Annotated in this window: 15 protein-coding genes; 10 read left to right on the forward strand and 5 right to left on the reverse strand. The window is 44.1% G+C overall.

The genetic code is table 11. The features are described from left to right. Positions 1-70 precede the first annotated feature (70 nt). Positions 71-346 carry a hypothetical protein gene (locus IMZ31_RS21960; protein ID WP_207530578.1) on the forward strand — a complete coding sequence of 92 codons (276 nt, stop codon included), beginning with the start codon at positions 71-73 and terminating at the stop codon, positions 344-346. A 34-nt stretch (positions 347-380) separates the two neighbouring features. Here the strand turns inward: IMZ31_RS21960 and IMZ31_RS21965 are convergent, their stop codons facing one another. Continuing rightward, a complete protein-coding gene (locus IMZ31_RS21965; RefSeq protein WP_207530579.1) occupies positions 381-974 on the reverse strand; it encodes a glycerol-3-phosphate acyltransferase in 594 nt (197 codons plus the stop codon). 496 nt (positions 975-1,470) lie between these two features. Here IMZ31_RS21965 and IMZ31_RS21970 point away from each other — a divergent pair, with 496 nt between their 5' ends. Beyond that, positions 1,471-1,743 carry a hypothetical protein gene (locus IMZ31_RS21970; protein ID WP_207530580.1) on the forward strand — a complete coding sequence of 91 codons (273 nt, stop codon included), beginning with the start codon at positions 1,471-1,473 and terminating at the stop codon, positions 1,741-1,743. A 193-nt stretch (positions 1,744-1,936) separates the two neighbouring features. Continuing rightward, a complete protein-coding gene (locus IMZ31_RS21975) occupies positions 1,937-2,221 on the forward strand; it encodes a hypothetical protein (protein ID WP_207530581.1) in 285 nt (94 codons plus the stop codon). 42 nt (positions 2,222-2,263) lie between these two features. On the opposite strand, the gene tnpB is transcribed toward IMZ31_RS21975, so the two are convergent. Both tnpB and IMZ31_RS21985 read right to left on the reverse strand, forming a co-directional pair. Further along, on the reverse strand, positions 2,264-3,481 hold the full coding sequence (gene tnpB / locus IMZ31_RS21980) for an IS200/IS605 family element RNA-guided endonuclease TnpB (RefSeq protein ID WP_207530582.1): 1,218 nt from the start codon (positions 3,479-3,481) through the stop codon (positions 2,264-2,266). 153 nt (positions 3,482-3,634) lie between these two features. Beyond that, positions 3,635-3,793, reverse strand: coding sequence for a hypothetical protein (locus IMZ31_RS21985; RefSeq protein ID WP_207530583.1), 159 nt, complete (start codon positions 3,791-3,793; stop codon positions 3,635-3,637). A 529-nt stretch (positions 3,794-4,322) separates the two neighbouring features. On the opposite strand from IMZ31_RS21985, the gene IMZ31_RS21990 reads away from it, so the two are divergent. Beyond that, on the forward strand, positions 4,323-6,425 hold the full coding sequence (locus IMZ31_RS21990; protein WP_207530584.1) for a zinc-ribbon domain-containing protein: 2,103 nt from the start codon (positions 4,323-4,325) through the stop codon (positions 6,423-6,425). A 5-nt stretch (positions 6,426-6,430) separates the two neighbouring features. On the opposite strand, the gene IMZ31_RS21995 is transcribed toward IMZ31_RS21990, so the two are convergent. Beyond that, the gene (locus IMZ31_RS21995; RefSeq protein ID WP_207530585.1) at positions 6,431-6,715 is read right to left on the reverse strand and encodes a hypothetical protein; all 285 of its coding nucleotides are present in this window, start codon (positions 6,713-6,715) and stop codon (positions 6,431-6,433) included. Positions 6,716-6,812: 97 nt separating this feature from the next. Between IMZ31_RS21995 and IMZ31_RS22000 the strand changes: the two genes are divergently transcribed. The 6 genes from IMZ31_RS22000 (at position 6,813) to IMZ31_RS22025 (ending at position 13,032) form a co-directional block, all read left to right on the forward strand. Further along, positions 6,813-7,097 carry a hypothetical protein gene (locus IMZ31_RS22000; protein ID WP_207530586.1) on the forward strand — a complete coding sequence of 95 codons (285 nt, stop codon included), beginning with the start codon at positions 6,813-6,815 and terminating at the stop codon, positions 7,095-7,097. A gap of 226 nt (positions 7,098-7,323) precedes the next feature. After that, the gene (locus tag IMZ31_RS22005) at positions 7,324-7,704 is read left to right on the forward strand and encodes a hypothetical protein (RefSeq protein WP_207530587.1); all 381 of its coding nucleotides are present in this window, start codon (positions 7,324-7,326) and stop codon (positions 7,702-7,704) included. 678 nt (positions 7,705-8,382) lie between these two features. Then, positions 8,383-8,751 (forward strand): hypothetical protein, encoded by a 369-nt coding sequence (locus IMZ31_RS22010; RefSeq protein ID WP_207530588.1) that lies wholly within the window; start codon positions 8,383-8,385, stop codon positions 8,749-8,751. 100 nt (positions 8,752-8,851) lie between these two features. Beyond that, complete coding sequence (locus tag IMZ31_RS22015; RefSeq protein ID WP_207530589.1) at positions 8,852-10,651, forward strand: protein prkA; 1,800 nt, start codon at positions 8,852-8,854, stop codon at positions 10,649-10,651. A gap of 13 nt (positions 10,652-10,664) precedes the next feature. Next, entirely contained in the window at positions 10,665-11,804 is a 1,140-nt protein-coding gene (locus tag IMZ31_RS22020; RefSeq protein WP_207530590.1) for a DUF444 family protein, read from the forward strand. After that, positions 11,797-13,032, forward strand: coding sequence for a SpoVR family protein (locus IMZ31_RS22025; protein WP_207530591.1), 1,236 nt, complete (start codon positions 11,797-11,799; stop codon positions 13,030-13,032). Before IMZ31_RS22020 ends, IMZ31_RS22025 begins: the two co-directional genes overlap by 8 nt. 66 nt (positions 13,033-13,098) lie before the next feature. On the opposite strand, the gene IMZ31_RS22030 is transcribed toward IMZ31_RS22025, so the two are convergent. Then, positions 13,099-13,467 carry a GIY-YIG nuclease family protein gene (locus IMZ31_RS22030; protein ID WP_207530592.1) on the reverse strand — a complete coding sequence of 123 codons (369 nt, stop codon included), beginning with the start codon at positions 13,465-13,467 and terminating at the stop codon, positions 13,099-13,101. Positions 13,468-13,561 lie beyond the last annotated feature (94 nt).

Raw genomic sequence — 13,561 nt, forward strand, 5'->3', positions numbered from 1 at the left:
AAGGAGAATGAGAGAAGACTAAAATTCGTATATAATGGAGATATGAGGAAATATAGGAGGTATCATACATATGAAACTACTGTCTTCAATCGATGTGGAACAGTTATTAGAAAAAGAACCACAACCTCTCTACATGCGAGGCGGGTTGCGGAAAGATAAAGTGGGAGGAAGATGGAAGGCGGTTCTTGGGAAGGGGCTGGAGATCGGGGAGTCTTACGGATTCCAGATGAACGGGGTATCCGTTGCTTTTGTAACGAAGCGGGAAGGGCTTGATCTTTATACAGAAGATTCTGGCGAAGAACTGGACCGAGCGTTGGACGCTTTTTTAAAAGTGATTTATACATAGAATCTAGAGGGATAGCCCTCTAGATTATTTTGATTTATTTTTTCCAAACGCCGAAGAAGGTCGTTTCCGTTCCGTTTCGAATACGCCTGAAATTTTCGCGGTGAAGTAATAGATTCAGAAGGGCCAGAGCGAAAAAGAGAAGGGCCGAAGCATCGTCCATAAACAGGAATGTCATAGAACCAAAGGTGGCGTACATGGCCAGCACACCAATCACGATGTAATCGCTCAAAAGGGTGACGCCTATCAAAAGTCCAAGTGATAAAAGGCCCATTAGAGGTTCAATTGCAATGATCATACCTATGACTGAGGCGGTTCCTTTTCCTCCTTTGAAACGGTGGGTAGCAGGGAAGTTGTGGCCAAGGACAACCAAAGCCCCAATGGTGTAAAGGGGTAGGGGAGAAGGGGGATCAAAAAGGGTAGAAAAGAGGTACACAGGAATGAACGCTTTTGCAATATCAACAAGGGCAACAAAAGCACCCCATTTCCAGCCGAGAACGATCGTGGTGTTAGAAGCACCAGGGTTTTTCACGCCTTGTGATGCAACATCGGTTTTTTTGAAGTAGCTTGCGACACGGCTTCCATTCAGGCAACCAATAAGGTAACTCAGGAGAAGATAAAGAGGGAGCAAAGGGGAAAACTCCTTTTTCCCTCTTCTTTTTATGATGATCTCAAAATCCTTTGTCATCCATCACGAAGGCATGCGGTCTCCTAATGAACGGTCATTATCGGGGGTTCACAGAGCCCCCGCGGAACGTTCTGTACCCTTTTTGTTTGACGAACAACGAACAACCCTCGTCACCCCTTGTTTTAAGAGCATGACGCTGGCATATCTTAGAGGATGCATCTCGAAAGTAGCAATGGTCACATCGTCCTTTTTCGTGACCGATACCAATTCCTTTTTGGCGCTTAAAAATCGCTCTGTCCGACGCTTTCACAAATAGCACTCCTTCAGTTGATGAAGAGATGTATAAAGGTGGTTTATACTCCATATTATAACAGTTAATTGTTGGAAATGTCATGCGGGATGATGGAAAAGCGTGCAGGTGAGAGAATTTCAGTAGCCTTTTTGCATAGATCTTTTTGAGTCATGATAGGATAAGAAAAAATGAATGGGGCTGGTATCGTTGAGTCTGTTTAACGAAGAAGAACAAAAACGGATTGAAGCGTTTGTAGCTGACTATGATTTCGTGAAAAAGGAGCCAAGTCTCCTTCGCCTCTCCGAATCAAACGGAGTCCAAAAAGGGACGTGCCTATACGGGTCGATGACTCAAGCTATCGAGGTTATTAAAGATTACAAAGACGAGGTCTATGTATTCGCTAAAATCGAAGGAAAAGAAAAAGAGGTGCTAGACATCATTTCTTTTGAGGCATTGGATACGTATATCAAACCGCTTTAAAGAGGAGCGCAGACGCGCTTCTTTTTTGATTCAATTATGGAAACAATCAATGATTCCATAACGGCTCCTTCATTGTTTCGGTTATTGATTCAATGATGAGTTCAGTGTATGATTCGTTCGAAAGATGCGCTTATTTTCTTAAGACTCCTTCTCATTCGTGGTATAAGGGGTGTGAATGTTGAGGAGGGGGTTGATGATCATCATTGTTATCCTTCTTGGAGGACTCATTCATATAGGTCCATTATTTTGGTATAGGTACCAGAAAGAAAGTTGGTTGAAATACATGGTCCTGCTCGTCTTGGCGTTGGATGTTTCTCTGTATCTTCTGTTTGCTGGTAACATCGCTTGGGCAGGTGACGCTTCTGTTGAATATCCCTTATGGATTTTCCTGAACTGGCTGGCATTCTTTATTGCTCTGCACGCTTCCATCTCATTTCTTCGGTTTGAACTACCCCCACCTAAACGCTTCGCGTTTTGAGGAGAGGGATTCTTAGGCAAAAGCACCCCTGGTGCTTAGTTACTAAGCTACCCCCGTCGTCCCGACGGTTGATTCCTTTAGAAGGCGCAGGCCTTCTTTTTGTACGTTCTTGCTGGCATTGATATCCCGATCATGGGTCGTACCACAATGCTTACATGTCCACTCCCGTACGTGTAGTTCTTTCATTTCAGGGTTTTGGAGCCCACAGGAAGAGCAGAGCTGGCTTGACGGGAAATGTGCTGGCACTGGAACAAAGGCACGTCCGTGCCACTCTGCTTTGTATTTTAATTTAGCTACGAATGAACTCCAGCTTGCATCACTAATGCTCTTGGCTAGTTTCTTGTTTTGAATCATATTCTGGACTCTTAAGCTCTCAACAGCAATCCCTTGGTTTTCGAGGATCATCCGAGTGCTTAGCTTGTTTTCAAAATCGAGTCTTCTGTTCGTTATTTTCTCATGGATACGAGCGATGGCTCGTTTGTTTTTTAGATAGTTCCTACTTCCTTTTTCTTTCCGTGCCAGGGCACGCTGGAGAAACGCCAAACGCTTCTCATGTTGGCGTAAAAACCTTGGATTCCCCACTTTCTCTCCATTCGACAGAATGGCAAAATGGTTTAACCCTAGATCTAATCCGATCATGTCGTTTGAAACGGGGCGAGTCAGAGGAGATTGATTTAGTTCACAGCAAATCGACACATAGTACTTTCCTGTTGCACTTCGTCTGACCGTTGCGTTTAAGATACGCCCTTCGATCTCACGGGACTTTGAAAAACGCATCCATCCTGCCTTCGGCAGATGAATACGGTTGTGTTCGATTTTGATGTTGTTGTGGACCATTTTGGTGGTGTAGCTCGCCACAGGATTTTTCTTTGATTTAAAAACAGGATGCGTTTTCAAGTCTTTCTCTTCTGGCGTGTAGCCGTACTTGCGCTGCTTTCTAAGGGCAGATTTGCGCATTTCAGATTTCTTCCTATCCTTAAAGCGTTTAAACCCTTCGAATTGGTCCTCAAGTGTCGCCTGAAGGGCGATCGAATCCACCTCTTTAAGCCATGAATACTGTCTCTTTAAGAGGGGAAGGGTTTTAATCGTGTCTGTTTTCGATCGAAATTTCCCTGTGGTATTACGGTTCTCAATTTGGAGGTCTAACACGTGGTTATACACAAAGCGAACACAACCGAACGTTTTGTGGAACAACGTCTGTTGGGCTTGATTTGGGTATAGACGGAATTTGTACGCTTTATGGTTTAGCGATGGTTTCATGTCATGACCTCCTTATTCTTATTATAGTAAGAAAACATCAAAATATACCAGACCCCGCCATTTATCTCCCCCTTACATCCTCTGGATTTTGAAGAGGGAGTCTTCTGGCCAGAAATGATAAAAAGAAAAGAAAAACCCGATAAGATCGGGTTTTTAACTGATTTCTTTAATATCTATTTTTAATTTTTTGAGGGCTGTTTTGATAACTATTTTTTGTGGAAGGGGTTGTTTATGATAGTAAGAAAGAATGGTTGATTTGTGTTTTTGAACAAAGAGGAGAGCATCCTCTCTGAGTTGTTTCAGGTCATCCATTACCTTTCCTCCTAAGCAGGTTTTCATTATCGTAGCACAACAGGGGAGGGGGAGGGGAAAAACGCTTTGATTCTTCTTTTGATATCCGTTATAATGAAGAAGTAATTTCACACACAGCCAGAGATAAGTCCAGTGAAAAGGGCAGAGGGTGTTCGCACTCGCGTCAGACAGACCTCCCTTGAAGGGCTTCTGGCTTTTTTTATGTTTTTAAAGCGCAGAGGTGGGAAAGGTTCCCCACGCGCTAGATCGATAGTGGCGGAATAGGTAGACGCTTACGTGGGTTTGAAGTTCGTCCTAGTGAGTACGACAGAGATGTCTCAGCAGGACCCAAACGGCAGCGGCGCCCTGAAACAAGCTGCGAACATGTGAGGTGCGAATCCTCACCTATTGTCTAGTCAACAGAGATGCAGGATACGCCGCCCTGCCTGTGCTTTTTTGCTTATAGCCCAACTAGAATAAAACATCTGTTCAAACCGTCCGATTCTTGGGCGGTTTTTTGCATGGATGATAACAAACAGAGGTGAATGTAGTGGAAAAATCGCTTTCAAATAAATATCCTCAGATCGCGGCCGAATGGCATCCGACAAAAAATGGTGAGCATACGGCTGAGGAGATCCATTATCGCTCTAAAGAAAGGGTGTGGTGGAAGTGTCCTGAAGCGGAGGATCACGAGTGGGAAGTAGCTGTCGTTAGCCGAACCGCCACAAAATCAGGTTGCCCGTTTTGTAAAGGAACGAGGTCTCCTCGTTCCAAAAGTCTTGGAGTCGTCTATCCAAAACTTGCTGAGGAATGGCATCCAATAAAGAATGGAGATCAGACACCCTATGATATTTCCGCCCATAACGGAAAGAAGGTATGGTGGCTATGCCCAAAAGGGCACACATACGATATGAAACTAAGTAACCGCGTCTATCATAATCACAATTGTCCCTACTGCGGGAATAGACGCGTGAACGGGGAGAACAACTTAGCGAAGCAAAATCCAGCGCTTGCTGGCGAGTGGCATCCTGAGTACAATGGCGACGTCACACCAGCCGATCGTACGCCGAAATCGAGTAAAAAGGCCTGGTGGCTCTGTCCGAACGGCGTGTTAGCCGAACATGCCTGGGAAACGACGATATCCAATCGGGCAAAAGGGAAGGGATGTCCCTATTGCGCGGGTCGCCTTGTTCACCCTGATAACTGTTTTGCGAATCATTACCCCGATAAGGCAAAAGAGTGGCACCCCCATTTGAACGGAGAACTGACGCCGAATGATGTGACCAGCCGTTCCACAAAAAAAGTATGGTGGAAATGTGAACATGGACATGAATGGGAAACAACGCCTGTTTCGAGAGCTAAGGGAGCAGGTTGTCTCGTATGCACAAATCAAATAGCAGGTGGAACGAATACGCTCGCTTATGCGAATCCTAACCTTGCTGCCGAGTGGCATCCGACTTATAACGGAGAGTTAACGCCAGACGATGTGATTGCAAATTCAAGTCATAAGCGCTGGTGGAAGTGCGAGAAAAACCACGAATGGGAAGCTACGGTTCACAGTCGGAATGCGGGAAACAAATGCCCGTATTGCCGCGGATTCTATACAACAGAAGAAAATGCGCTCGCAACCATCGCTCCGCGCCTTGTGCATGAATGGCATCCGACTCATAACGGAGAGCTGACGCCTGAAAACGTATCATATGCGACGCATGAAAAAGTGTGGTGGAAGTGTCAGTACGGTCATGAATGGGAAGCGAATGTGTGGAATCGGGTGAACGGAAACCGATGTCCTGATTGCTCATCAGGGATGAGCACATCTTATCCAGAACAGCTCCTTTTCCATATGTTAAAACCGTTCTTTAAAGACGTGACGAATCGGGAACGAGTGAATGGGGAAGAAGTGGATGTGTATGTTCCGAGTCTGCCGCTTGCTATCGAATATGACGGAGCGTTTTATCACGGGGAGTCGTTGAGAAAACGAGAGGACGAAAAGAACAAAGCGCTTTATGAAGCAGGGGTCCCGCTGATCCGTATCCGTGAAAAACGAAGGGCAGAAGGGACGGCGTTATTATCGGAAACATATGGGTGTTTCAATATTGTTCGGGAAAATAGCTACTCCGATGCTTCCTTTCAGCTCGTAATGGAGGAGTTGTTGCAGTGGATTGAAAAAGAGCACAATCTTACTCTGGATCGTGAAAAGGTGCCGCATGCGAATGCGGTTGTTTCTGAGGTTGCGGAACGATTAAGGACGCAGGGTGTGGAGAAGAACCTTGCGGTTACAAAGCCAGATATCGCAAAAGAATGGCATCCAACGTTAAATGGAACCGTCGAGCCGATTCATTATTCATTTGGATCGGGGCAGAAGGTTTGGTGGCTGTGTCCGAATGGTCATCCCTACATTGCTGGTATAGGGAAGCGGACGAACGGAACGAACTGCCCCCATTGCAGTGATAAAATCCGAAAACAAAACAGTCTTGCTGCGTACTATCCCGTTCTGGCAAAGGAATGGGACGCGGAAAAGAATGAGAAGAAAGCTACGACAACCTCTTCTTATGATACCCGAGAGTATTCTTGGGTTTGCGACCAGGGTCACGAGTGGGAAGCTTCTCCTTTGGAACGAACACAGCATGGTGAAGGCTGCCCAGAGTGCTGATCCCATTATTCAAATTCTTGAAGAAGCTTTCTGTACTCCTTCAGGATATACGTCTTCGTTTTTCGGTGTATGGAATACCGACAGAGGGATACGTAACACAAAACGAAAGGGACGGAGTAAAAGAGCAGGATCCAAGAGAGGCCAAAAATTCGCGTGCTGAATGCATAAATAGCTAAGACTGACGTGATGGATAACCCTTGCAGTGCATCTTCCTTCCAAATTTGTTTGCGGAGGGATTCCGATGCTTCAGAAATCCATTCGTGAACCGATTCTTTTTTTGTGTGTGTCATGGTAAATCTCCTTTTGTTTATGGTCGTTCCAGATTTCAAACGGGGGACTGGAAAGGTGTATAATGAAAAGAAATGCGAGACAGGAGGTTGATATGTGATGGTAGACTTGAATAACGTATACAAGCCTGTGGATGGAACGATTGAGATCGAGATCGGCACTGCTGATGAATACGGATTGAGGGCGGTTACCATTCTTGAGAATGATGAACCGTACTGCATCACCGAAACAGGACGATTTTATGTGGATGAGGACGATGTGGTTCGCTGTGCTGATGGTGTCTCTTTTTTAACCCCGAGAAATGTCGATCGCGCTCAAAAGATCATCGATATGATCGGAAGAAAAATTGATCTTTCGGCATACAAGAAATTCCAAAGGAAATAACATATGTAAAAACCCCTTGCTCACGTGTTATAGGCAAGGGGTTTCCAGTAACCTCTGCACGGCCTTGACAAGCAAAGGATCCTGCATTCAGAGATGCCTTAGTTTCGTGATGCGTAAGAGACGATCATCACGTGACATTTAGGAGATGTCCCTTTTATTATATCGCATGTGCTACTTTTTTCCAATATAGGAATGTTATTTGGGGGAGGAAGGATTAGGGCATGCTATGATGGTGAAAACGGAAAGAAGGGATCCTATTAATCATGATCGGATCGACATAAAGGAACTCACCCTAAAGCAAAAGGCAGCACTCGCGCATCAGCTTGTTGAAGAAGTGGTTTCTGAGGTGAAGAACGAGGGAGTTATGCCTTATACAGAAAACAATAAGCGGATCGCTGGAATCGTTCGTGTATTTGGTGATCAGTATGTGTCAACCGCGAGAAATTTGAAAAACACAATGGATAAAATGGATGAAGAACCTCCTGGTAAATTAACGGGTTCAGTTTTAGAAGAGAAAACAATAAATAACACATCAAATAGGAGTACAAATCGCACAGCGTTTTGTACTCCTATTTTTATTGATATAACAACATTCATTAACTTTTAACACCATAATTCACATTACAAATACCAACCTTTTTAACAACCGTACATAGATTTATGTACCGCTGACAATTAAGGTGCTAAATAGTGTGTTAAAAGCTATGTTATTTTCGTTGCTATTTGTGATGTTAGTTATGACTATTTCCACCTTTAAGAAAGGTTTTCTGGGATTATTTGTTAAAATATAAATAAAGGAACAGGATAGGCTTGTTCAACTAACGGAGCAGTTTAGTTTAAATCTATTTCAAAGTTAGGAGGTATAAATGTGGCTACTTGGGGTTGGGTTGTGTTATTTACAAGTATGTTCATTGCGATATTTGGAGGAACTTATGCTGGACAAAAGAAGAAAAAGCAAAATGAAGTAAAAAATAGTAAGAAAAAATAAAGAGACTTTATCTAATTGGATTCGTAGTAATATTGTATTCAAATAAATGTGGCTTTAATTTAAGAAGAAAGTAAATAGTATGATAAAATACGCTCAGAAAATTCTGAGCGTATTTACTTGCTGTTTTTACTGTTAATTACAGTTCGGAATGTATGCTAATTATCATGTTATTTCTATTGCTATTTGCTATTTTCCCTCCCGAAACTGAACCCGTTACTGGTAAATAGGGAGTCTTTTTTATGGACAAGGTTCTTTTTATTTGTATAGTGGGGGAAACCACTGAATGGAGAGATGACCATGACAAGACTATACGAAAAAATTGGAACAAAACGGTTGGCAGGTTATATCACAGATGCTGTGTTAGGGGTCGTAATGGCTTCCATTTTATCGGCATACGTAGGAACATTTGTCCTCAACTTGTTCTTGATGTACCTTTTGGCGACGATCATAACCGTGTCTTTGTGCGAATGGAGGGATGATGGGCACTACAAACAATTCTGTCGTTTCGGATTGGGGCTCATGGTAGTTATGACTGTTTCTGTTTCCTTCTTTTCAATCGAACAGGCCGCTTATGTACCGTTTCTGTGTTTCTTGCTGACCAGGTTGATGATTGTTTTATATGAAGAAATAAAAGAAAGTGCAGACTCTAAAAACGTCACGCAGTAGCGTGATGTTTTTTTGTGAGATGAAAAAAACGTCTCACTTTTTGAAAATATCTCCTATAATACGAGAAACGCTAGTTGAAAAGATGAGAGGATGGATGATGATGAACGTACAAGAAGCAATGAAGAACGCTTATCTGTCGGCTGAGAATTTGGAGTGGGAGGGGACGTTTGGGGAATACCTGGAGATGGTGAGAGAACACCCGAATCTTGCCCAGAATGCCCATTCGCGCGTGTATAACATGATCCTGAAAGCAGGCGTTTCCGTTGATGAAAGTGGGAGAAAGGTATACCACTTTTTTGATGATCTTTATGGCATAGGAGAAACCACAACAAAACTTGTGGAATCTTACTTTAAACCAGCGGCACTCGGACTTGATACCAAAAAACGAATGCTTCTCATGATGGGACCTGTCAGCAGCGGGAAAAGTACAATCGCCTCGCTTATTAAAAAAGGGCTGGAAGCTTACAGCCAAACCGATGAAGGAGCGCTTTATGCCATTAAGGGATGTCCAATGAATCAGGACCCGCTTCTTTTGGTTCCAGAACACTTGAGGGAGACGTATGAGAAAGAACTCGGCATCGCCATTGAGGGGGAACTGAACCCTTACACGAAACTGTATGTAAAAGAGCTATTAGAACAACTGGACGGAGACGTGATGAAACTTCCTGTGAAACGGCTCCTGCTCTCAGAGCAAATGCGAACGGGCATTGGCACATTCAGTCCGTCTGATCCGAAGACGCAGGACGTATCGGAGTTAATTGGAAGCATTGATTTCTCGAAAATCTCGGAATACGGGTCCGAGTCCGATCCAAGAGCGTATCGGTTTGACGGGGAATTGAATATATCCAATCGCGGCGTTGTGGAGTTTCAGGAGATCCTGAAGTGCGATCAGAAGTTTCTCTGGAACCTGTTATCTCTTACCCAGGAGGGGAATTTTAAAGCGGGTCGATTTGCTTTAATCTCAGCCGATGAGGTGATCCTGGCGCATACCAATGAAACCGAATATAAAAAATTCGTGGCAGACAATCGAAATGAAGCCTTACGGTCGCGGATGCTTGTCGTGCATACGCCTTATAACCTTTCTGTTGAAGAAGAAGTGAAAACGTATAAGACTATCATCGGAAATAAGGTTAATTTGTCTCTTTTGCCCCCGTTTGCCCTTCAGGCAGTAGCGGAATTCTCGATTTTAACCCGTTTAAAAGACGACGGGAAGCTTTCTGAGAAACTCGATGCGTACCAAAAGGGAGAAAAGCGAAGCGAAAATGAGGGGATGAGCGGGATAGACCCAAGGTTTATTGTTAATGTGATCTCTCATCTTTTGGCGAACGCGGATAGTGGAATCGTTACAGCCTATGATTTGTTAGAAGGGATTCGGGATGGGCTTCATGAGCACCCTTCCATTGAGGATCGGTTGAAACAAGACTATATCACGTTTCTCGAGACAGCGAAGAGGCGGTATCAAAATGCGGTGAGAGAGGATGTATCCCGATTTTTCACAGAGCAGGATAAAGGGGGATCAGAGAGTCTTTTCGCCCGTTATGTCGAACATGCGAAAGCATATATGGAACAAACCATCGATCGGGATTACGAAAATATGATGCGAGAAGTGGAAACGCTTATCGGGGTGGGCGAACGTGCGAAACAAGGGTTCAGAGAAGAAATTGTGATGCACGAGTCGCTTTATCGGGAAAAAGGGGATTCGTTCACCCTGTCGTCGCATCCGAACTTAGAACGTGCGATCAGAAAGCGTGCTCTTCGTGATATGAAAGAGGCGTTTCGTTTAAATGAAGAAAAGATCGAAGACGTTGTCAGGGCGTACGCGAACGAAAAAGGGTGCAGTATTCCTGTTGCAGAATCGGTTGTGAATGATGTTTTAGAGGAAATCCATAAAACAGCGTAAGGGGGCGGGGAGCGTGAAGTCTTCATACAGAATTGCAGACGGTGAGTGGAAACACTACAAAAAGTCTCAACATGATTCCCTGCACCATGACAAAAAGCTTCAGGCGTCCATAAAAGCGTCGCTGTCTGAAACATTGGCTGATGAGGGTCTCGTTTATCATCAGGGAGGGACCGTTCGGGTTCCGCTTGAGGTAATGCCTCAGTACCGTTTTTGTTTTGAACAGCAGGGTGGATTTGGTTCTGGAGCCAGCGGAAGCGATGTGGGGGATGAGTTTGATCTAGAAGGTGTGGGTGCCACGATTTACGGAGTGGGAAATGGAGCGGGGACAGAAAAGGGAAAAGACATAGTGGAAGCGGATGTTGATTTAGAAGAAATCGAGGAAGCATTGTTTCAGGAGCTTTCCCTGCCGCCTCTTGAGAGAAAACTTGAACGAAACGTGGAATCAGAAGACCTTCAATTTACAACGATTCGGAATAAGGGGTCTGTTGCGAATGTGAGTAAACGTGCTACCTTAAAAGAAACGTTTAAGCGTCAGGCATTAAACGGCAACGGAGATGGAATCGGGATTCGTGATGAGGATATTCGGTACAGGCAATGGGAGGACGAGGAATCTCCTGATACCAATGCGGTCATCATCGCTATGATGGATACAAGTGGTTCAATGGGCGTTTGGGAAAAGTATATGTCACGGACGTTTTTCTTCTGGACGAAGCGGTTTCTTGAACGAAAGTATGATTCTGTTGAAATCATCTATATCGCCCATCATACAGAAGCTCATATTGTGGATGAGCAAAGCTTTTTCCATAAGGGGGAATCAGGAGGGACGCTTTGTTCTGTGGCTTATAAAAAAGCCCTCGGGCTTATTGAGGAGTCCTATCCGCCGCAACACTACAATTTATTCGCGTTTCATGTCTCAGACGGTGATAATCTGACAAGTGATAATAAGCGTTGCGTGAAATTGCTGAAAGAGTTGTGTCAAAAATGCCACATGGTCAACTACGTGGAAGTCAATCAATACAACAGGCAATCCACTCTTATGAAACCACTCTCGACTGTCCGACATACCAACATGAAAAGAGTCATGATCTCAAGTCGAAAAGACATTTATAAAGCACTGAAACAAGTGTTCAGGAGGGAATGGGACCATGCTTAGAAAGGACATTGAAACGATTACAGAAATCGCAGAGGGGTTTGGGTTAGAACCTTATGATATGGTCTATGAGCGGATTCCTTCCAGTGTAATGCTTTCGTTTGCTTCTGATGGGATGCCAAACCGTTTCTCTCATTGGACGTTTGGCAAAAGTTATGACAGGATGCGCACCCAGTATGATAAGGGGCTCATGAAAATTTATGAACTGATCATCAACACGGATCCCTCATATGTATTTCTGCTTGAGGAGAATAAAGAAATCGAAAATAAATTGATTGTTGCTCATGTCCTTGCCCATAGTGATTTTTTTAAACACAACGTTCATTTTAAGAAGACGGACAAAAGGATGCTGCAACAGTTGAAGCAAGCGACGGAACTGTTCTCTGATTACGAGGAACAATACGGGAAAGAGCGGGTAGAAGATGTGATCGAGGTGGCCTTGTCCGTACAGGAACACCCTGACATTTTAACCTTTTACGCTGAAAACAGTCCTCATTTAGAAGAGTTTGAGCGTCACTTACTGGAAGTAATAAGGGACCAGTACACGTACTTTTTGCCTCAGGTGAAGACTAAAATCATCAATGAGGGGTGGGCGACGTTCTGGCATGCGAAAATCATGCGAGAACTCTCCTTGTCCCCCGAGGAAATCATCGATTATTCGAAACTCCATTCGTCGGTGATTGCTCCTCAGGAAGGATCGATCAATCCGTATCATATCGGGTATGAAGTATTCAAAGGAATCGAGCGCACATACGGACTTGAGAAAGTGTTCGAGGTGAGAGAGCTCCATTCTGATAGTAGTTTTATACGAAACTATCTGACAGAAGACGTGTTCGAACGCTGTCATTTGTATCTCTACCAACAGGTGGGAGCAAAAGGGAAGGTGACGGAAACGTCCTATAAAAAGGTTGTATCCTCGCTCTTAGAATCGCTTGTGAATGAGGGGAATCCTTCTTTTTCAATCCGTCATGATGAAGAGGAAGGGGTGATCAGGATACACCAAAGAGAAGGGGAAGCAAACCTTGATTTGCAACAGGCCGAGGGTGTTATAAGAGGGCTCAAAAGGCTGTGGGACATTCCGATTGAGTTAACCGCAGTAGTGGAGGGGGAGACGGTCGTCAGACGTTACCCTCACCCCCAATTCCCGTCAGGCGGGCGAATGAACCAGAATATCCTGAGAGTGATGGAGATCAACGAACGGAAAAATTCACGAGCTTCTTTTAAACCATGATCAGAAGAATGATAAAAACGAGGCAAATATGCCTCGTTTTTTGTTTACAGTTACAAAAAGGGGAGCTTATTCGATTTCTTGAAATTTTGGAACATTGTATTTATAAACGTTAACGAAACTTGCCCCTACGATGGAACGAAGATTTCGGTAAAGCTGTCGATTTGTTAAAATCGTTCCTTCTTCTTTTAGCTGAACGATGATGTTGCTTTCCAGAATTATTGCTTCTTCTTCTGTGAGCCCGTCTTCTACGATTTCTACGTCACGGCCGAACACCCGATCAAATAAAGCGACGTCTTCGTTGTATGTTTTCGTATAGGCTCTGTTGCCTGATCCTTTCCCTACATAGTAGATGCTGGTTTGCGGAATGTGTACTTTTTTGCCATACACCAATAATTCTCCTGCTGTTTTGGTAAAGAAGACGTAAACATAGCTCATAGGGAATGCTCCTTTCGGAAACGGGGGGATGAAATAAATAAAGCCCACCAGTTCCACCTGGCGGGCTGAAGTTCTCTAATAACGGAAAGAGAGA

The sequence above is a fragment of the Pontibacillus sp. ALD_SL1 genome (assembly GCF_017355605.1).